Origin of the sequence: Microcoleus sp. Pol12B5 (genome assembly GCF_036701335.1) — a bacterium.
Taxonomy (GTDB): Bacteria; Cyanobacteriota; Cyanobacteriia; order Cyanobacteriales; family Microcoleaceae; genus Microcoleus.
Map to the genome: position 1 here is coordinate 12,170 of NZ_JAUBQQ010000013.1, position 20,575 is coordinate 32,744.

At 45.1% G+C, this 20,575-nt stretch carries 17 protein-coding genes; 8 read left to right on the forward strand and 9 right to left on the reverse strand.

The features are described from left to right. Window positions 1-67 precede the first annotated feature (67 nt). From pyrH to QUA24_RS09380, 5 genes are all read left to right on the forward strand, one after another. Window positions 68-796, forward strand: a complete 729-nt coding sequence (gene pyrH / locus QUA24_RS09360; RefSeq protein WP_333076369.1) for a UMP kinase — start codon at window positions 68-70, stop codon at window positions 794-796. After that, complete coding sequence (gene frr / locus QUA24_RS09365) at window positions 783-1,331, forward strand: ribosome recycling factor (RefSeq protein WP_333209003.1); 549 nt, start codon at window positions 783-785, stop codon at window positions 1,329-1,331. Before pyrH ends, frr begins: the two co-directional genes overlap by 14 nt. 171 nt (window positions 1,332-1,502) lie before the next feature. Next, on the forward strand, window positions 1,503-1,808 hold the full coding sequence (locus QUA24_RS09370) for a hypothetical protein (RefSeq protein WP_333209001.1): 306 nt from the start codon (window positions 1,503-1,505) through the stop codon (window positions 1,806-1,808). A 184-nt stretch (window positions 1,809-1,992) separates the two neighbouring features. Next, window positions 1,993-2,445, forward strand: coding sequence for an NADAR family protein (locus QUA24_RS09375; RefSeq protein ID WP_333229068.1), 453 nt, complete (start codon window positions 1,993-1,995; stop codon window positions 2,443-2,445). Window positions 2,446-2,815: 370 nt separating this feature from the next. After that, a complete protein-coding gene (locus QUA24_RS09380; RefSeq protein WP_333229071.1) occupies window positions 2,816-5,821 on the forward strand; it encodes a GAF domain-containing protein in 3,006 nt (1,001 codons plus the stop codon). A 7-nt stretch (window positions 5,822-5,828) separates the two neighbouring features. Here QUA24_RS09380 and QUA24_RS09385 read toward each other — a convergent pair whose 3' ends face one another. The 3 genes from QUA24_RS09385 to QUA24_RS09395 all read right to left on the reverse strand — a co-directional run bounded on the left by QUA24_RS09385 (window position 5,829) and on the right by QUA24_RS09395 (window position 8,161). Then, window positions 5,829-6,605, reverse strand: coding sequence for a pentapeptide repeat-containing protein (locus QUA24_RS09385; RefSeq protein WP_333229073.1), 777 nt, complete (start codon window positions 6,603-6,605; stop codon window positions 5,829-5,831). A gap of 259 nt (window positions 6,606-6,864) precedes the next feature. Beyond that, window positions 6,865-7,509 carry a pentapeptide repeat-containing protein gene (locus QUA24_RS09390; protein ID WP_333084313.1) on the reverse strand — a complete coding sequence of 215 codons (645 nt, stop codon included), beginning with the start codon at window positions 7,507-7,509 and terminating at the stop codon, window positions 6,865-6,867. A gap of 529 nt (window positions 7,510-8,038) precedes the next feature. Next, entirely contained in the window at window positions 8,039-8,161 is a 123-nt protein-coding gene (locus QUA24_RS09395; protein ID WP_333229075.1) for a hypothetical protein, read from the reverse strand. A 435-nt stretch (window positions 8,162-8,596) separates the two neighbouring features. Between QUA24_RS09395 and QUA24_RS09400 the strand changes: the two genes are divergently transcribed. Next, a complete protein-coding gene (locus QUA24_RS09400) occupies window positions 8,597-9,034 on the forward strand; it encodes a helix-turn-helix domain-containing protein (RefSeq protein ID WP_333229077.1) in 438 nt (145 codons plus the stop codon). 296 nt (window positions 9,035-9,330) lie between these two features. On the opposite strand, the gene QUA24_RS09405 is transcribed toward QUA24_RS09400, so the two are convergent. After that, the gene (locus QUA24_RS09405; RefSeq protein WP_333163138.1) at window positions 9,331-9,684 is read right to left on the reverse strand and encodes a metal-sensitive transcriptional regulator; all 354 of its coding nucleotides are present in this window, start codon (window positions 9,682-9,684) and stop codon (window positions 9,331-9,333) included. A 177-nt stretch (window positions 9,685-9,861) separates the two neighbouring features. On the opposite strand from QUA24_RS09405, the gene QUA24_RS09410 reads away from it, so the two are divergent. Together QUA24_RS09410 and QUA24_RS09415 are read left to right on the forward strand one after the other, a co-directional pair. After that, complete coding sequence (locus QUA24_RS09410) at window positions 9,862-11,106, forward strand: HhoA/HhoB/HtrA family serine endopeptidase (protein WP_333229079.1); 1,245 nt, start codon at window positions 9,862-9,864, stop codon at window positions 11,104-11,106. Window positions 11,107-11,183: 77 nt separating this feature from the next. Beyond that, window positions 11,184-11,834 carry an RNA ligase family protein gene (locus QUA24_RS09415; protein ID WP_333229081.1) on the forward strand — a complete coding sequence of 217 codons (651 nt, stop codon included), beginning with the start codon at window positions 11,184-11,186 and terminating at the stop codon, window positions 11,832-11,834. 126 nt (window positions 11,835-11,960) lie between these two features. On the opposite strand, the gene QUA24_RS09420 is transcribed toward QUA24_RS09415, so the two are convergent. From QUA24_RS09420 to QUA24_RS09440, 5 genes are all read right to left on the reverse strand, one after another. Beyond that, window positions 11,961-17,192, reverse strand: coding sequence for a hypothetical protein (locus QUA24_RS09420; RefSeq protein WP_333229084.1), 5,232 nt, complete (start codon window positions 17,190-17,192; stop codon window positions 11,961-11,963). Between the two features lie 210 nt (window positions 17,193-17,402). Continuing rightward, the gene (locus tag QUA24_RS09425; RefSeq protein ID WP_333229086.1) at window positions 17,403-17,765 is read right to left on the reverse strand and encodes a type II toxin-antitoxin system PemK/MazF family toxin; all 363 of its coding nucleotides are present in this window, start codon (window positions 17,763-17,765) and stop codon (window positions 17,403-17,405) included. Further along, window positions 17,720-17,950 (reverse strand): ribbon-helix-helix domain-containing protein, encoded by a 231-nt coding sequence (locus QUA24_RS09430; protein WP_190744512.1) that lies wholly within the window; start codon window positions 17,948-17,950, stop codon window positions 17,720-17,722. Before QUA24_RS09430 ends, QUA24_RS09425 begins: the two co-directional genes overlap by 46 nt. Before the next feature lie 111 nt (window positions 17,951-18,061). Beyond that, window positions 18,062-19,255, reverse strand: coding sequence for a glutathione S-transferase family protein (locus QUA24_RS09435; protein ID WP_333229089.1), 1,194 nt, complete (start codon window positions 19,253-19,255; stop codon window positions 18,062-18,064). Between the two features lie 235 nt (window positions 19,256-19,490). Continuing rightward, entirely contained in the window at window positions 19,491-20,372 is an 882-nt protein-coding gene (locus QUA24_RS09440; protein ID WP_445242593.1) for a tetratricopeptide repeat protein, read from the reverse strand. Window positions 20,373-20,575 lie beyond the last annotated feature (203 nt).

The window sequence follows — 20,575 nt, forward strand, 5'->3', positions numbered from 1 at the left end:
ATGTTCAAAATGCACCCATACTGCTATCTTATGGTGGAGGCAAAAAGAGTAAAAAAATAGTGGCGGCATGGGGATGGTATATCAGCGAGTTTTGCTGAAGCTCAGCGGTGAAGCGCTGATGGGCAGCTTGGGCTACGGCATCGATCCGATAGTGGTTCAGTCGATCGCCCAGGAAGTGGCCAAAGTCGTGTCCCAAGGCATTCAAATCGCGATTGTTGTCGGTGGTGGCAACATTTTTCGCGGGGTGAAAGCTGCTTCGGCAGGGATGGATCGGGCAACGGCTGATTATGTGGGCATGATTGCTACGGTGATGAATGCTATCACTTTGCAGGATGCCCTGGAACAAGCAGGAGTGCCAACGCGGGTGCAATCGGCGATCGCCATGCAAGAAGTAGCTGAACCCTACATCCGGCGGCGGGCAATTCGCCACCTAGAAAAAAAACGAGTAGTGATTTTTGGTGCCGGTTCTGGCAACCCTTTTTTTACTACTGATACTACAGCCGCTTTGCGGGCTGCTGAAATTGATGCAGAGGTCATTTTTAAAGCTACTAAGGTAGATGGGGTGTACGATTCCGACCCCCACCTCAACCCCAACGCGCGCAGGTATCAAACCCTCACCTATGCCCACGTCTTGAATCAAGATTTGCGGGTGATGGACAGTACCGCGATCGCCCTTTGCAAAGAAAATAATATTCCTATTATGGTATTTGACCTCTCGGTGTCGGGCAACATCTACCGAGCTGTAATGGGAGAATCTATTGGAACTCTTGTCGGAGGTTTTTGTGAAGTTAGCTGAATCAGAAGATCATATGCAAAAGGCAGTTGAGGCTACTCAACGGTCTTTTAATACTATTCGGACGGGACGGGCCAACGCCTCCCTCCTCGATCGAGTCATGGTAGACTACTACGGCTCTCCAACTCCGATCAAATCCCTTGCCAACATCGGCACCCCGGATGCGACTACGATCACCATTCAACCGTTCGATCGTACAGCGCTTACCTCGATCGAAAAAGCAATTTCCCTGTCCGATGTAGGACTCGTTCCCAACAACGACGGTTCAGTTATTCGCTTGAACATTCCGCCGCTGACGAGCGACAGACGCCAAGAATTTGTCAAAATGGCCAGTAAGTTTGCTGAAGAAGGTAAAGTTGCAATTCGCAATATCCGCCGCGATGCCGTTGACTCGATTCGCAAGCAGGAAAAAAGCAGCGATATCTCTAAAGATGAATCCCGCGACTTGCAAGATAAAATTCAAAAGCTGACGGACAAGTACATTGCCAAAATAGAAGAAGTTTTGGCAGCCAAAGAGAAAGATATCACGACTGTTTAGGGAATGGGAAATTGGGCAGGGGGAATAGGAAGAGTTTTGAGATTGCCGAGATACGGCCGCCAACAACGAGCAGACGCTTAATGATTTGTGAGTTGTGAGTTAAAAACTCAAGATTTAACACTCATTAACTTACCAATTCCTCCTGCCCCATGACCAATCACCCATTACCAGTTGTCCGCTGAAGGAATTCGTCCTGCCATTGTTAGCGGATTTAAGGTTGCTGAGGCGATCGATCGAGTTCTTGGAGGTGCCGACGACGCTAAGGAGCCGTACACTCAATCGATCGCCCAAGAATGGAACACTCATATGATTTGGGCCAGTCGCTTGGCTATAGCATTCTATCAGTTTACAGGAGCTGCTTACAGAGCGGGGGTCAAATTGCCGATGACTACTCAGTTGATGAGCAAAATTTTGTGTGGCGAACTGCGTTATGCCGATATCGCTAACCGCGCTCTTAAAAAGCTGATGCCGTTTTAGAACGAAGGAAGTTCGGCAACGGATTTAACGCATGGATTTTGAGGGAAGAAAGAAGAGAGAATCTTCTTAAATTCCAATTCCTTATTCTCAATTCCTCATTCCCAATAGCGGTAAGGTGCGCCCCTAAGCACCCTAGATAATTGGATTTTGCCTAAATCCTGTAAAATTTAAAATCTAAAATCAAATGATAATTTATTTTTATAAAGTAGAGGAGCCTTATGGCTGCTTTTCTAATTTTTCACTACACGACATTTCTCTGCACGGTCAATATTGGTTGACTGTGGAACATTACTATCAAGCCCAAAAATTTGTCAGCACAGATAAAAGATTAGTGGCGGCGATTCAAGCCGTAGCAACTCCTCAAGAAGCCGCTAAGTTAGGTCGCGATCCCAAGCACCGGATTCGTGCTGATTGGGAAGCAGTGAAAATTTCCATTATGCGCGAAGCAGTTTTAACTAAGTTTCTCACTCATACAGACATTCAAGCTATTCTTCTTGCCACAGGGGATCGAGTGATTGTCGAGGATTCGCCAACGGATTACTACTGGGGGTGTGGCTGCGACAGAACCGGTCAAAATCATTTGGGTAAAATTCTGATGAGCGTGCGCCAAGAAATTAATCAGGACCAGGGGCGCTGAGAGAAACTCAAATTCTTTCGTTAATTATCATTATATGAAGTTATACAACAAATGTCAAGTTATCCTAACAATGAAGAATTTTCATAGTGAAAGTTTAAGATTGCGAGAATTTTATAAGAGCATTAAAATAATAATAATTATTTGCTTAACTCGCTCTGCCTGTTGAAGGCAAGGATTAAACTGGCGCGATCGCAGATTTTCCTTACGCCAGTGCGCCAGAGGCGATACACCGTCGTCTGTCTACGTTGCGCTAGCCATTAATTGTACAGATCGGTTGAGTCAAAAACTCAGGGTGAGGCATTTGAGTTTGAACGATCCAACAGCACATCAAAACTTCTTATTATCATTGTATAAGTACAAAAGGAGATTTATGCAACTCAGAGAAAATACGCAAGAATTACATTATAAACTAGACAGAGAAGTTTTGATACGGCGGATAACAGAACGCATCCGCCAATCTCTAGAATTAGAAGATATTTTAACCAGTACGGTAGCAGAAGTGCGGTCTTTTTTGAAAACAGATCGCATTATGATTTACAGGTTTAGTGCTGACGGCAGCGGAGAAGTTGTTGCTGAGTCAATTAATAACAACCATCTCCCTTCCTTGAAAGGGCTGCACTTTCCAGCAGACGACATTCCCGCGAGTGCCAGGGAAATGTATGTCACTTTGCGCCAGCGGACAATAATAGATGTTAACTCAGGGACGATCGTCCTGAGTCCCCTCGATGCTGCAGACACCGGTCAACCTTTAGTAAAGGAAGAGATGCACTACAGATCGCTCGATCCTTGCCACACAGCTTACCTGATGGCAATGGGAGTGCAATCTTCCTTAGTCGTGCCGATTTTGCACCGCAGGATCGCCTCGCCAAACAGCAAAACAGATATTTGCGAGGCCGCGACGTGTCTGACTCGATACGAGCCAGGAAATAATCAAAAAATTCACATCGAACTGTGGGGACTTTTAGTGTCTCACCACTCCGCGCCTCTCAATATTTCACCAGCAGATTTAGAAGTAGTTCAGCTCGTATCAGATCAATTATCTAGCGCTATAGCCCACGCACTTCTCCTCGAGCAAACCCGCTCTCAAGCGGCCCGCGAAGCTACCGTGAGCCGCATAGCAGCCCTGTTATATAGTCACGTAAACATTCAACTGCAACAGGGTTTAGAAGCCACCGTCACCGCTCTGGGCGGCAGCGGTGGCCGACTCTATCTCAACCCGCCGAAAATCAACGGTGAAAATTTATCCCCTCCCAAGATTGAAGGAGGATTGCGAATTGCTCCGGCCTACAGTGATGCTACCTTTGAACTGTTCACCACAGGAGAACAACCGACACTTCCCAACTGGGAAAAAGTTAAGGCGCTCGAAGCTCACCCCCTCTGGCAGGAATGGCTAACCAAAGGATTTAAAAATACTGAAGAACTTCCCAACATTTCAATTTTTACTAACTGTCAATTCCCAGTTTTGATAATTACCGACTTATACAAAGAACCTCTATTTAGAGTTTTAGTTTCCGCTTTCCAATCTACTAAAATTAGGGGTCTGCTGGTAATTTCCCTCCACTACAAACAACAAGTAGTTGGCTGTTTGACCATTTTTCGCAATGCAATTGATACCGAAAAAATGTGGGCGGGGCGCTTTGACACCAGCGCTGCACAAACCCTTCCCAGACAATCCTTTGAAGTCTGGCGAGAAATAAAAAAAGGTCAGTCGCCCGAGTGGAAGTACGAGGAAATTGAGCAAGCTTTAGCTATAGGCAGCCAATTTTGTTCGGCAATTGGGCAGTACGTTCTTTATAAAGAAGTGCAAACTCTGAATGCCAACTTGGAGCGCCAAGTTCAAGAACGCACCGCCCAATTGCAAAAATCCTTGGACTTTGCCAAAGTATTGACGCGAGTTAGAGACCAGATTCGCAGCACCTTAGATTTAAAAATCATACTGCAAACTATTGTGCGAGAAGTCAGAGTTTTGTTGGATACCGATCGCACGGTAATCTACCAATTTGCAGCAGACAAACAGGGCGAGGTAGTTGTCGAAGCTGTTTGTGGCGAGTGGCGGTCCATTTTAGGTATCACATCTCCACAAGGATGCTTTTCCGAAGGCTCAGACTGCTTTTATCGAGCCGGACGGGTGCGAGCAATTAATGATATTTATACTGATGATTTAACACCCTGTCACCGCGAATTTTTGGAAGATTTGCAGGTGAGAGCAAGTTTAATTGTACCCATGATCGGCAAAGATTCCCAATTGTGGGGGTTGCTGATTGCCCATGAGTGTTCGGGACCGAGAGTTTGGCACACAGCAGAACAGGAATTGGTGCAACATTTAGCTGCTCAAGCTGCGATCGCCATTCACCAAGCAGAACTGTATCAAGAAAGTCTCAATGCAGCAACTGCCGATCGATTAAAAGCCGAACAGCTAGCTAAAACAGTCACAGAATTGCACAATACCCAAGCCCAACTGATTCAAACCGAAAAAATGTCCAGTCTCGGACAACTTCTGGCCGGAGTCGCCCACGAAATCAATAACCCCGTTAACTTTATCTACGGCAATCTGTCCCACGCCAGCGAATACACCAAAGATTTACTCTGCTTGGTGGAACTCTACCGCCAGCACTACCCCAATCCCAATCCAGAAATTAGCGAGTGTTCCGAAGCCATCGACATCGACTTTCTTGCCGAAGATTTGCCAAAAATTTTGGGTTCCATGACGGTCGGAGTTGAGCGCATCCGCCAGTTAGTTGTCTCCTTGCGTAATTTTTCCAGAAGCGATCAAGCCGAGAAAAAAGCCGTTGACATTCACGAGGGCATAGACAGTACCCTGTTAATTTTGCAGCACCGGATCAAAGCCAATTCTGATCACAACACCGTAGAAATTATTAAAGAATATGGCAAGTTGCCCTTAGTAGAATGCTATGCCAGCTCGCTCAATCAGGTATTTATGAATCTGATCGGTAATGCCCTTGACGCTTTAGAAATGGGAAAAAAAGAGCGAGTTATGGATATTCCCTTTAAAGCGGCAAGTGCAGCGGCAACGCATTTAAGCTCCCAAATACTGCCTATTGAGTCAGGAGATATACAGGCAACCACCGAGTGTTTGATTCCTGATTTCCCATCCCCTTGCATTCGGATTCGCACTGAATTAATCGATGAAAAAACGGTAGGAATTTGCATTGCAGACAATGGTCACGGCATCCCCAAAGAGTTAATTTCTCATATATTTAATCCGTTTTTTACTACTAAACCCGTCGGTCGGGGTACGGGTTTAGGACTCTCTATCAGTTACCAAATTGTAGTTGAGAAACACCAAGGCGTACTTAAGTGTGTTTCTGTACCCGGTCATGGTACAGAATTCTGGATTGAAATTCCCCTGAATTAGGCAACCGTCAAGGCAAGATCAACTTCACCAGCACAGAACCGATCGAACCGAGAAGACTCATAAAGTCGCCGCGGCTGGAAGTGCGGGGTTCCGTAGGCTTTTGGCGTGCAACAATGGCTTCGCCTAACTGCTTTGACAACTCCTGACCTTGGGGATTTCCTTGAGCTGCAAAGAGTTTGTTTGCTATTGCAGCGTCTTGAGTCGCGCCGGCGAAGTCTCCCAAGTCAGCGCGAGACATACTGCGCGCAAAATAAACGGCGGCTAAATCCGATTTCAAATTTAGCGCTTGATTGTAATAATCAATGGCGTTTCTGTAGTTTCCTGCTTGAGCTTCCAGCACTCCCAACCGGTAGAAGTCTTCAGCAGTGCCGATATTGGTTGGCATTCCTCTAACTCCGAGCAGTTGCGCGTTAGTTAAATTAGCGCCTTGCAAATTGGCGTCGCTGAGATAGGCACTTCTCAAGTCAGCACCGCTGAGGTTCGCACCGCTGAGGTTGGCCCCCGTCAGGTTGACGCCAAACAGGCTGGTGCCGCTGAGGTTGGCACCGCTGAGGTCAGCCCCGGTAAGGTTGGCTCGACTGAGGTTAGCCAACCTTAAGTCAGCACCTTTGAGATTGGCTCCGGTTAAATTGGCTAAAACTAAGCCTGCACTGCTGAGGTCGCAGTTGGGACACTGTCGGGTGGCTAGTAATTGTTGCGTGTGTTGGATGTTCTCGGCGGGTGCAGGAGCGATCGGCGCGATCGCGCTCAGCAGCGTTGCAGCAACGAGGATTCTGAGTTTCATTTTAACCGTCCCAAATCCAAAATATTAAATCTAAAATAGCTTTTCTCGAAGCAATTGAAAATCACCATAACACAAGTTCACCCAACAAATCTTTGACTTGGTGTATGTAGGAGTTCTGTGCGCCATCAACACCCTACATTGAAGTTCTCGGCCTTACCTTAGTGTCAAATAAAGATTTCGCTGCCAATAAATTAGGGTAATGAAAAGCTCATTACCCTTTAGCCGCTGTTCTCGGCAATCATAAAAATTAACAAATAAATTAGTCGTGAATCGTGCCGTCGGGCATCGTTGTACCCTTAAGATATACTCCGCTCAGGTTAACTTTTGTAAGGTTTGCTCCCAACAGGTTTGCTCCGCTTAAGTCTGACGCACTTAAAATCGCTTCAGTCAAGTCTGCCCTAATTAGACTCGCCCCCATTAAGTCGGCTCCGCTAAGGTCTACTTTGCTCAAGTTTGCCCCAATTAAATCGCATTCTGTGAGCACCGCCCTACGCAAGTTTACTCCGTAAAGATTTACTCCGTGCAAGTCTGCACGGCTGAGTGTTGCCCGAGATATGTTGGCTCCAATTAAAGTTGCTTGGATCAGGGAAGCTCCGCTCAAGTCTGCTTTGCTGAGATTTGCTCCCATCAACTCAGCTCGATTCAGGTTAGCTTCAAGTAAAAGTGCTTCTGTGAGGTCGGCTCCACCTAAGTCTGCTTTGCTCAAATTAATTTTGCACAAATTGGCTTTGCCAAAGTTGACTCTGTTGAGTTTGGCTTTGCTGAGATTGGCTCCAATCAGGTCGGCTTCATACAGATTGGCTCCAATCAATTCTGCTTCGTAGAGGTAGACCTCGTGCAGGTAGACCCCGCTAAAATTTCTTTCTCCTATTGCGTATAGCTTGAGCAGTTCGTCAACGTTCATTGTGGCTTCTCTACACCTTTTAAATGAAGAATACTGTCAGCAAGCTGGTTGCACCGGATGTTCTGCAATTTTAGATTCTGAAATATTCACACCCTGGGTGAAACTTCCCTCAATCTGCAAGGTTTGAGTATAAATTAGATGGTTTGGTGAGGGTGAAGGACAAAGCTGCATTCTCTTTTCCCTTTGGTTACCAATTAAAATTTAAAAATTTTAACAACAAGTTTGATCGCACTTCCTGACTAAATCCCAAAGATTCTACGTGGAAACTCCGATCCAAGCCATAACTTTTTATGGGTAGTTGAGCTTACTGAGTAAGTGTGTGACCTAGATCACAAAAAAAGGCTAGTAGTATCACATAGAAACTTTGCTTTCGATCACAGCAGGCGGGCAAAAATAGCCGATACTTATACTGTAATGCTAATAAATTGACAATGCCACCCTTGTCGTGTTTTACTAAATTGCCGATAAAGCCAGTAGTTTCACGGATACTTGCCCGCGGCAAGAAAGTCGGTTGCAAGGTCACTCGGCCCTACCCGCCCTGACCGATGAGAGTGCTGATATCTAAGCATTTTTTGCACAGCGAAAGCCAAAAATGTACTTCGGGGGCTAGGGAAATGTCTGTAGAAAAATGCGATCGCTGGTGTACAGACATTCCCCTGTTTGCTAGCACCTAATGGCTAAAAATCGCTTATACGTTCGCAAAAAATACCAATAAATACCAAGAAAACCATGATAAATGTTTAACAATAAGAGAATAAATGGTATTCCTTAAGAGTCACCTCTTGCCGGTAATGTTACAGTCGCTCGGTTCACTGCTATCACTATTAGCAATGACGCTTGTCCATCAAATACAAAAATGATCCAGAAACCGGGTTTTTTACCAAACAAAATCATGGCAACCTTGCTCCAGGTTAAAATAATCCGGTTTCTGAGCGTCTGACTGCCTCCAGGAAGGAAAAAGTTTAATGAGAACGATCACTTTTGTATTGCTTCAAGGCAAACAAAAGGTCAGCATTTAGGATAGGAGCAGCTTTCGCTCCCTTGTCAAACAAAGGTATTGTAGAACGCGAATCGTGAGGTAATTGATATGGCTGGAGTATGTAAACTTAGCATCACAGAGACAATTGAAGAACTAAAAAACCTGTTAACGGAACAAAAAACAGCAAGCGGCTTTCAAAAAATTCAAGCACTTTACCTGTTCAAAATTTGTCATGTTAAGACAGTTAAAGAATTGGCAATGACCATTGGGGTAAATCGAATTACAGTGCAGCGGTGGCTGAGAAAGTACCGATCTGATGGACTAGAAGGACTCCTCGAAACAAAGCACAGCGGCGGCCGCAAGCCGGCCATTCCTCCGCTGGCACGCGCTAGTTTGGCAATGCGCCTCAGCGACCCCCATAGAGGCTTTAAAAGCTATGGAGAAATTCAAGAGTGGTTGCAGCAGGAATATAGCATCGAGGCTTCCTATAAAGCCGTTTACGCAACAGTCAGATACCAGCTCAAAGCTAAGCTGACAAAAGTCTAGACTGTTTATACCACGTCGGATTAAGCACTGACTATCTAATTGTTTGCCGTCAGCTTTTGAAGATTTTGAGGAGTTGCGTCATCACGACAAAGCGGACTAATTCTTTTTTAACAAAACTCGCTCTCATAAACTGCGGAGCATATAAATTGTATGTTGTGGCAATGGGGTGAAGGGGAGAAGATTTGATGCTTTTCCCGCGTTTGTGAAAGATGCTTAAAAAATTGGTTAGAAAGCATAACTTGCAAGTTTTGTCTAATTTGCAAGTTTTGTTATATGGATGGAAAAATTGGCAGCAGCTAAGGCAAAAACCGATCCAAAGCCGCTTTCAACTCTTCGATTTCCGTATCGATATTACCTTCTTTAGCGGCTCGGGCAATGCACTCAGTTAAGTGTTCGTCAAGAATGATTCTCGCTACGCGATCGAGCGCGCCTCGAACCGCAGCAACTTGCACGAGAACTTCGGGACAAGGACGGTTTTCTTGCACCATTGTTTTAATGCCGCGGACGTGTCCCTCAATCCGAGACAAGCGATTTACCAGCCGCCGCATCGATTCTTCATCGTGATGGTGAGGATGGACTGATTCAGCGTCGTGATGGTGGTGGGAATTTGAGGGCAAGGATTTGTCAGTAGAAGTATCAGATAGAATCATCGGGGTTACGAGGGAAATTTAAAAGTTAGAATTCAGAATATGTGGAGTTGGTGCGGGCTCGTGACTCATGTATTGTAACTGTCAAAATATATTTAGGATCTTCATAATGGCAGATTATTGAGTCCGCACGATCGCACACGTTTACCAGACTAACCCAGACTAACAAAGATTGACGCTATGCGACTATTTAAGTTTTTTCGCCCCACACCTCGAATCGGTGCTCGTTGGTTCGCCCTAATTTTAGCAATGACGATCGCCCTGAGTGCGTTAGCAATCAATGCTGCACCCGCTGCTGCCGCTGATGGCAGCAATCCGCCCAACTTACACTTCCAGAGTTTCCCAGCCACCGCCGCGAATCCGCAACTGTTAGCGCTGCGGAGTCCTGAACTCCCAGGGGATACCGGCAGTTTTGTGACGGCGGCAGTCGATCGAGTCGGGCCAGCAGTTGTTCGTATTGATACCGAGCGCACTGTCAGTCGCAACCTCGACCCCTTAATGGAAGACCCATTCTTCCGCAGATTTTTGGGAGAAGATTTACGCAGCCTGACCCCCAGACAAGAACGCTTACGCGGTCAAGGTTCCGGCTTCATTATTGACAAAAGCGGGATTGTTTTAACCAATGCTCACGTAGTTGACAAAGCCGATCGAGTGACTGTCACCTTAAACGACGGCAGGACATTTCCAGGAGAAGTCCAAGGTACTGACGAAGTAACAGATTTGGCAGTTGTCAAAATTAATACTAAGCAATTAGACTTGCCGACTGCCACCTTGGGAGATTCCGACGCGGTGAAAGTCGGAGATTGGGCGATCGCCGTGGGCAACCCCCTCGGATTTGACAACACCGTCACCTTGGGCATTATCAGCACCCTCAAACGCTCCAGTGCAGCCGTCGGCATTCCCGACAAGCGCCTTGATTTCATTCAAACCGACGCCGCCATCAATCCCGGCAATTCCGGCGGCCCCCTGTTAAACAGCAGAGGAGAAGTAATTGGCATCAACACGGCGATTCGAGCGGATGCAATGGGTATTGGCTTTGCGATTCCGATCGACAAAGCCAAGGCCATCTACGCGCAGTTAGCCAAGGGAGAACAAGTCAGCCATCCGTTTTTGGGGATTCAGATGATTGCTTTGACTCCTGAAATGGCCAGAGAGAATAATTCTGACCCCAATGCTCCTTTGATTGTGCCGGAAGTTAACGGAGTGTTAGTGATGCGAGTTGTGCCAAACACCCCTGCTGAGAAAGCAGGGATTCGCAAAGGGGATGTGATAGTTCAAATTGATGGTGAAGGAGTGACTGAGGCGGAACAGTTGCAAAGTTTGGTGGACAACAGCAAAATCGGTCAAATTCTGAAACTGAAAGTGCGCCGCGGTGCCCAGATTAAAGAAGTAGCCGTTCAAACTGCTCAATTGCAAGATTTTTAGAAGTGAAGAGGAAGGGGGGAAACTGTTAGAAAACCTTTCCTTCTTCCTTCTTCCTTCTTCCTTATTCCTTCCTTTATATGACACGATCTCAACTTGCCTATCCCAAAATTCCAGATAGTAAAAATTGCCCTCACGAACAATGTATAGCTTTTGAGAAGTACGATGGCACTAATTTGCATTGGGTTTGGGAAGTCGAACTTGGTTGGTATGCTTTTGGTACGCGCCGCAGTAGATTTGATTTGGATGAGATGGGAATTGCAGAATTTAATGCTGCACATCCAGGTTTAGAAGCAGCACCTGAAATATTTAAAAGAGACTTTGCTAGTCCCTTAGAGTCTATATTTCGAGAGAATGAACAGTATCACTGCGCTGAAATTACTGTGTTTACAGAGTTTTTGGGTGCTAACTCGTTTGCGGGAATGCACCAAAAGGACGATCGCAAACAACTGCTTCTTTTTGATGTGGAAATTGAGGGCGGTATGGTTGTTCCCGATCGGTTTATTCAGGATTTTGGTAAATTAAATATTGCGCGAGTGATTTATCGTGGCAAACTGACGGGCAAGTTTATGGAGGATCTTCGCAGGGGGAAATACGGTGTGGATGAAGGTGTTGTGTGCAAGGGAGGCGGCAATTCTAATAATCTGTGGATGGTGAAGATTAAGACTGATGCGTATATGCAGAGATTGCAGCAAGCTTTTAAGGATGATTGGGAAAATTACTGGGAGTAATTTCAAATCTGAAGAGTAAGTTTTTTCATGAATCGATCGAGTAGTGCGATCGCTAAAACCTCGTCTTTTGCTTGAGTACAATTAACCTTGTCGTTTTCTTCAACCTAATCTGGATCAATACTTGGTTCAATCAGAGCCATGTGCTAAGCTATTGGCTATCTCATCCGCTAGTCTTCTTGCTCCTAGCGCGTCAATTTCCTGTAACTGCCCCAACAAAGTTTGCAGACCACTAAGTCGAATTTGTCTATCTATTATCCAACTGCGATCTGAATCCCAGAGTTCAGCAAGAAGTTGAACTAAAAGTTCACTTTCCTCATTTCTGCTACTGGGTAAGAGTTCCTGATTTTGGATGAGCATTTTGAAAAGTAAACGGCGGAAATATCTATAATTCGTTGATTTGCAAACACGGTACAATTTTCTTCTCAACCACCAATCAGGAAGTAAGACTTCTTGAAAACGCTCTAAAAACTCCATCAGCCATTGATCTGCTTGAGTTTCATACTTAAGATTATCCTGAGACACTTGCCCCAGCAGGTTAATCAATTTTTCCCAAATATCCCTGACTTTACCGAACAATTGCAGATTTGACTCCGGCTGATTTCTAAGGTCAAAAAAATATTCTCCAAATGTACAGGCTGTGTAATTTCTAAATGAGTAGTCAATTATGTCCGAAGAATTTCTCTCAACAATACAGTAACTCAAACTATCTACAACATGACCTAAAACAATGCAATCTACAAGGTCAACATTTTTGAGAACCTGGAGAATTAGATTAATTCGTGTAGCAACTTCGCTAGAAGTGGATTTTACTATCGCATCTATTATTTGAGATTGAGCTGAATAAAGTTGTGTTTCTACAGAATCATCTCCATCCTCTTCTTGCTCTGCTTTGTTCTCTACATAAACTGTTGCCCTTTCGTGAAACAAAGCAAAAAGCACTTGCTCGCGTAATAAACTGATTAAATCCAGCTCTATCTCGCTATCTAGCTTTGCTTCTAGCACCGGAATCAAGGCTGCTGCTAAAAAATCCCAATCCAAGTAATTGTGTAACCAACGAGGTTGTTGTTGTAGAGGTTGGATAAGTATTTCTGGAATCCATTGATAAACATCAATTAGAGAAATTTCTGAATTTTTATTATCTTCAAAATCATTTTGCAAACTAGACCATGCCTCTTCAATTTGAGGATCTTCTCGTTTGCTTATTTCTTCATCAATAAATTCCGGGTGCGGGAATAGATAAGACCCATCTGGGTTAGCAAAATTTTGGATGACCTTAGCATCGGATACTGCATGAGTCAGGGAAATGAGGCGAGCTATTCGGGGTGCAATATTGATTAGTTCTTGGGTGAGAGGGTGAACAAGCCCATATTCTCTTATCCACGATCGCATAAAAGCAGATGTATTGCGATCGCATATACCTATAAGGCAACGGAAGGCAGCAACCCGAAGAGAACTTTCAGATTCAACTCTTTGCAGCAATTTAGGAGCCGTATGTGCAATAAAACCTTCAGCATCCATGTTGTAATTCTGACCACGACTGAAGTCGTCTAAACTTATCGATAAATTTGAAAGATCATTAGCACAGTAAGTGATATCGTTCTCCAACTCCGGGGTTAGAGGATTAATAGGAGGAGCGAGAACGATAGCAATTGCTGCCCAAATTATATCTGTAAAAGCTTTTTCTCCAAGGCGCTCTTGTAGAGAAGTAAGCTGTTCTTCACTGGTCAGAAGAGTCACAAAATCCCGATGTAGTTCCGGTGTCTTTTGCAACTCACCATCTATAATTTTTCGGCATATCGTTACGATTTGAAGATACTGAAGATTCCAAAGCGCAGATTCGGCTTGAGCATCAACTTCAGCATCTTCAGGTAAAGTACCGACGAAGCCAAACCTTCTAGTTCCATGCTCATCCTCTTCCGACACCCAGTTGTTGCCCTCAAACCAAGCTCGGATTTTTAATGCACGAGAGCGACTGACCTCTGGAATAAAATTAATTTGGTGATTATCCCAGTCTGCCAAAATCTGAGAGGTTGCATCAAAAGGAATGTCTCCCTCTAGCCAGATTTGGCGTGCTATCTGTAAGAGGGAAATTTTTCTGTGAGATAACTGATGAAATTCAGCTAACTCTTGATATTCCTCGTTTGACAGTCGCCTGTATGCCTTCAAAGAATCAAAGGCAAAATTTTGTCCCTGATCAATTAATTCAATCTCTAACCATACCCAAAGTTGTAATGACGACTGTAGAGGTAGTAAGGAACCTTTCAAAAGATTGGGATCGCATTTAGCCAGCGAAATGAGTACCCCAAGCATTGCAACAGTGTCAGCACGCTCAAAGATAATTGATATAGAACGTTCGAGTGCTGCTTTAGTCGGACGACTGTAGAGCCATCCCTCCAGCGTCATTAAGAAACAAGCGACAATATCTGGAGACCAAGGATACTTGCGATGCCAGTACAAAGCATGACGACCACCTTTGAAGTGTTTTCTGTTCTCACCAATAAGCAAAGTTACGCCATCAGTATCAGTTTTAAGATTTCCCTCCAGTTTGTTCTTTGCCCAGCGATGCTCATGCCAGTAATCTGTGGCTACATTACAAAGGGTTGCAATAACATCAACTGCAAGAGATTCATTGATTTGAAGTAGATAAAGAAGTGGGAAAAACTTGAATGTGCAGACATCCAGATCATTAGAGCCTTTTGTTCCAAGATTATCATCTAACCGTTTAGAGGAGCGCTCGAACTCATAGCGATAACCAGGCGGTGAAATAGTCAGAGCTAAAAGTAATTCAGCACCGAGTTGTGGATTGACACGAATAACGGCACGGAGATATATACCATTATGCTTCAACATGAATTTTCTAAAATCAGGCTCTACTCGACCTGAAGGGCCTTTCGGGTGTGCCGGTTGAAGTATACCTACTCCAGAAAAAACTATGGAACGACTCGTATGAGTTGGTGTTAATTTTGTCGCCGGAATCACTTCTCGTCCTGCCAAAGCTCTTAACAGCCACGCTGAACGCTCTGGAACAAGTTTTAGTGTAAAGACGATACAGGCAAAAGCTGCTGATGAGGAATCATGTAACCAGTACCGTTTTTCTTGGTCGGGATCGGGTAGCAATACCCTATGAGCCAAATCAACAATTAGTTCTGCAATCTGAACCCGCAGTGGGAATGTTTCTGCAACGCCCCAGTTAAGGCAAGCTTCTGCTGCTTTAAAGATTAAGTCAGATTTTTCTATCAAAGCTTCTTGATTCTGCGCTAAAAGCCAACGCCAAACAGGTTCCCACAGATGTACTTTTGGAGTTCCAGTTGTACGTTCATGTAACATAAGCCTTTGGCTTGCGGACATTGACGGGAAAACTCCAAAGTAATCAGGAGTCGGCTCGGTTGCGATCGCTAGAAGACGAGAGATGAGGCGCTCAATGAAAAAAGGAAGGTGTTCGCCAGAACAACTCTGAAGGACGTAGCTTCCCTTTCTACTCAAAATTGCGCCATCGAGAAGTAAGTCAATAAGTTGTAAATGATTACCTTTCTTGGCCTCTTGAAGTAATTCCTGCCATGTTTCAGCTTCTTCTGACTCCATCGCAAGATATAAAGCAAACCAGCGCACGGGCTGCGACCAGAGAGGATTTCCCGACTTCGCAGCAAGCTCACTAGCTTCTAGTTCACGTCTTTTCCCCAGAAGGTAACGAAATCTTGCACAATCTCCTACAAAACGGTGTGTGACAGCTACTTTTTCTTCTACAACTCGAAGACAGTCTCGCCGCACCAGGGTATATAGGATTTTGGATTCAATCCCAGAGTCATAGAGAGACAGATCGGGAGTAAATTTATTGGCTAATGAAAGGGCTGTTTTAATTAACACACGACCTTCTTCACTGGCTTCGTGTTCATCCCCTACATGAGAGCGCCAGAACCAAGCGAGTAGGTCTAAGTCATTTTTGAAGGATGAAATATTATTGATATTATCCCGTTGAACCCTACTAATCAGCCAGTCAAGAAGCTTAAGGTTTAAAGCAGGGCCAAACTCATCAGCACGTTGAACAAGGCTCGCAACGTCGCCTGGTAAAGTATTCGATGACTGAAGATCGTTAATAGGTAGTTGTGGTAACTTAACAACATCAATAGAAAGTTCTGTGCCAAGTCGAGCAGCAATTTTGTCACGAACTCGGCGTTCAGCATCTAAATGTGCCACCAGAACAAAGCGCACATCAGATGTTTCCCTAACCAAAGCATTTTGAAGAAGGTTAAGTACACAATCAAAGCTTTGATCGTTGACATCACTCAGGTCATCTATGATGATGATGATGGGTTTCTCAATTATCTGAGCTGTTAGCAGTTCATCAATACGTCTTGTATCTCGGCTAGATGTAGAGTCTGGGGTTACTGTGAAGGAAATAATGTCAGATGGATGGAGGAACAAGCGCGTATAATCTTGAAAACTTGTTTGCATACCCAGCTTGCAAAGTGCTGATTTTCCAGATCCCGATGACCCGATGAGAAGGGTTATCCGCTTCGTGAGTACAGATGCTTGTAGCTGTGAGAGTAAATCTGTCCTGGGTAGAGACAGACTGCCACCGAGTGTATGTCGAATAGCATGAAGTTGATCGCGCGATCGGCTTAATAATCTTGCCTGTGTTGCTCGGAACGCTTCCAAGCTTTTATCATTTATGAGTTCCCGCCATATAAGAGCGCTTATACGCTCAGGAGATAAGCCTGAACCAAGTTGAAGAAGATAGCCTAACCATCGTCCTATAGTTGTCTCCGTATCCTCATCCCGTGAAAGATTTTCTAACTCAGCCTTTAAGTCTAATCTTGGGTCAGCAACAAACTCATAGCTGACACAAGTTTTGAATGTATCAAGCCTTTGTGCTTGATCTCGTGTTAATGTAGGGTTCCATTCTTTAATAACTTTATTAGGATTCTTATTATCCTCAAACTTTCCAGAGATTTTTAACCGTAAGTGTTCTACCAACTCTGGTGTAAGTTCAGAAGCAAGATTGAAAATTTTCCAAAGTTCTTCAAGCGCTTCACGAATCGCCTTGCCTGAAAGAGTTCGTTTGACTTGTGTGAGGGTAACAACTTTACCTGATTCAGTAATGTCTGAAATGGCTTCTGCGAGAATTTTATGGGCTGTATTCGGGTCTTGGCGATCGGCTTCAGAAGCTTCTTTCCATTGACGTACAATTTTCAGCAGTGTCAACAGGAATTGGTGATCGAATCCGCTCAAAGCCAGTAAACCACCCTCTGCTTGCTTAGGATAAAATTCCTCCCAAGCACTTCGTAGCTCATCTAACTGAGAGAGCAGATTTATTTCGGAGGATGTTAAAGTCGGGCTTGTTGTTTCGCTATTGACCATGCCTAATCCTAACTTTTCCTATAAAAGTTTGTTGCCCCTTTGGACTTAAAGGGCGGTTATCGCCGCCCCGTAGAAGAAATCCCCAACCTAAATCCTAATGTATCTGCGTAGGGTCAGCCTGAAGTCGAAATGTAGGAATTTTTTTCAACCATCCAGAAATCCTGCGTCACTCGATGCTATATTTGTCACCCCGCCAGCTTTTGCATTTCCCTACTCTTCAAGTTCTAAATATCGAGCCAAAATCTGTTTAATTTCTGGTATGTGGTGCAACTCCAATTGCCCAAGACAGCGCACAAGTCTGCGTTTATCAAAGGTCATCGGATCTACGCACACGATAAAACTCTCGGTACTCAGACCATTGAGAGTCGAAGGAATTACTGGCAAAACAATGGGCCGTAAATGCTCGTTTGGAACAGCAGAAGTAATGGGCAGAACTGTGACTTTACTGCGTTGATTAAAAGTAGTTCCTGAAATAATTACCGCCGGTCGAGTCTTGCGGATTTCTGTACCAACTGAGGGATCGAAATTCACGAGCCAGATGCTTCCCAGTCGGTAATCGCTGCTTGCTGCCATGCTTCATCCTCATCGGTTAATTGATCGCTCAGTTCATCCAGCAATAAACAGGCTTCTACCATTGCCTGCTGTTCTTGTTGTTTGCGCCATGCTTGCAATAAAAGCTCAACTAGCCGACTGCGATTTTCTACACGCTCATCAATGTAACGCACTAGCTCATCTGGCAAAGAGATAGATACTTTCATATTATTTATGCCACTTTTAATACTACCAAGGGTAGCACAACGATCGAGCCGGTAGCAAGCTGATGAAGTAGAGCAGCAGCAACGCCCATTCCGTCTGATTCCGATCGCCCCCTACACAAAATTAGCCGGATCTTGATCTCGCCGATGCTTCAGCAGAATCGGAGAACCTTGGCCATCACCCACCAAAGCCGCCGTTTCCTCCAACACTTCCCTCAGCCGCTTGGCCGCGTAGATGGACATATCGCGGGGCACATTCACCCGATCGCGCAAATACCGCAAAGCCGCATCAGAACCAGCAGGCGGCATACAAACTTCGCCAGTCATCATCAAAGTTAAAGCACAACGCAAAGCCTCATCAAATAAGTTGTCATCAGCAGGATTGACTCGAACGATGTTGCAGTGGTGCTTAATGACGCGGTGAAGTGCTTCAGCGCGGGAGGTTTCCGGTTCTGGATACATTACATCCGGCAGTCCAGCCCAAGGCCCATTATCCACGCGGGCTTTATTGAGTAGCATCTGAGGTTCGCCGTTTTCATAACACCCGCCCATCTGAGGTGGTAAATCGTGGACGTGGGTGTGAAAATCGCTCTGAGTGCCCCGATAGGTAGGGCGGGTTTCCATCGCCGCAAACCAGTCAGCAAAGCGCGGGTTTTCTTCCCGCATCGAGTAGCCTTTGTAGTAGTAAAGACTGGCATTCATCCGTTCGACATAGGGCGTAAAGATGACATCCGCCGTGCCAAATTCATCGAGGAAATAAGAGCCGGGGGTGCTGCCGAGAGCCTTTTCCACCTGGGCGACGACGCTGATAAATTGGTTGCGGTTGTGTTGTTCTACTTTGGCTGAACTTGCTGGGTAGCACAGCCAAGAGCACCAGGCTCTAAATAGCAGTCGCTCTAGCCGCCGCATGGGTATTACTGCGGGGTTTTCCATGCCCAAACCCAAGGGGCCATAGACTCGTTCGAGGGCGATTAAGATATCATCGCTTTCGGTGATGATGCGGCCGTCTAGTTCGATCGCCGGTAGCATTCCCGATGGCACTTTGCGTTTGTACCAGCTTTCCTTTTCCCCATAGCAGAACATAGTAACTTTCTCAATGCGGTAGGGGATTTGTTTTTCTTCTAACCACAGCCAGATTTTTTGGCAGTAGGGACACCAGGCGTGGTTGTCGCGGTAGAGGGTGACTCGCACATCGGATTCGGTTTTACCGAAGAGGCGCAAGCGGGATTGAGCGTTGGTGGGGCCGTTGGTGCGATCGACTTCAAAGTCTGTGAGGGCTTCTAATTCTTTCCAGCTTAGAGGGGTCATGCGATTTTAGATTTTAGATTTTAGATTTTAGATTGGAGAATTGAAGACAGCGACTGCTTCGTGGCAATAATAGAACTTACGCACCAACTCTATCTGTAGGGTGCGCTGTGCGCGCACCTTACCCCTACCCATAACGTATTCAACTATTTTTTGGTCTTAGTCGTGAATAAGATAGTTGGTTCTCAGTTAAAAAAAGCTTTGAGGACTTCAGTCCTCACTACAAACTTAACTACAATTAAGGCGACATTTGGGGAGGGGGTGGGGCGTCTTGAATTTTAGCCAGTGCTGCTTTCATTTCAGGAGTGGCTAGCAACTTTTGCGTATCTGCGATTAAACGATCGCCCCAGAGGTTTTCTTTGAGATATTCTACGGTAGCATAACGTTTGTCGAGTTTCAGAGCTGCTTCTCCCATCGCTAAGCCTTTTTCTTTGTCACCTTTGGTGTAGAATGCTACTGCTAGAGCTAGCATTGCTTCGGCTGCTTTGTCGTCGATCGTGATCGCTTCTTGCCAGCGTTTGATGGCGCTATCAACATCTCCCATTTCGTATTTGACTAATCCGATATTGTTGACAGCAGGCCAAAGATTTTTTTCTAAAGCAAAGGCTTTTTCGTATTGGGCGATCGCCTGATCAAACCGCTTCAGCTTATAAAAAGCATTACCTAAATCAAATAATGCACCTGGAGTGTCTGGTTTGAGTTTTAATCCTGCTTGCAAATATTCAACTGCTTTCTCGTAGTTCGCTTTCCGAAAGTAAGCTTCTCCCAAGACAAATTTAATTGATGGATTTTCTGGCGACAGAGATTGAGCTTGCCCCAAAGCTTCAATGCCTTTGTCAAACTGTTCGACTTGAAGGTACAAGCTACCTAACAAAGTCCAAGTTTGAGCATTTTTGGGGGCTAACTGTGTGGCGAGTTCGGCTCTAGGTACCGCTAGTTGGTACTGCTGGAGTCTGGCTAGCTGGACGGCTTCTTCTGCAAGGCTCAAGGCCGTTTGTTCGAGTTGGGCCGAGTCGATTTGCAGGGTGTAAGGCAGGAGTGCCTGTGCCACAGCAGGCTGGGGCATTGCCCCCAAACCGAGTGCGAGTAGCAGAGATATTAAAGGAATGCGATTAGGCACTGTACAGCCCCAGAAAAAAATATAAGGGTTTCTCGATCGCCTATAATAACTCATATTTTTGAGTTTTGATATTGCTTCTTGACTCGCAACACTTTTGGGTTTTCATTTAAATATAGTAATCCTAAATGATTCAGATAAATTTGTAGGGGTAGTGCTAATAGTGCCTACCCCCTATCTATCGGGCAACCACGGGAGGATTGCCC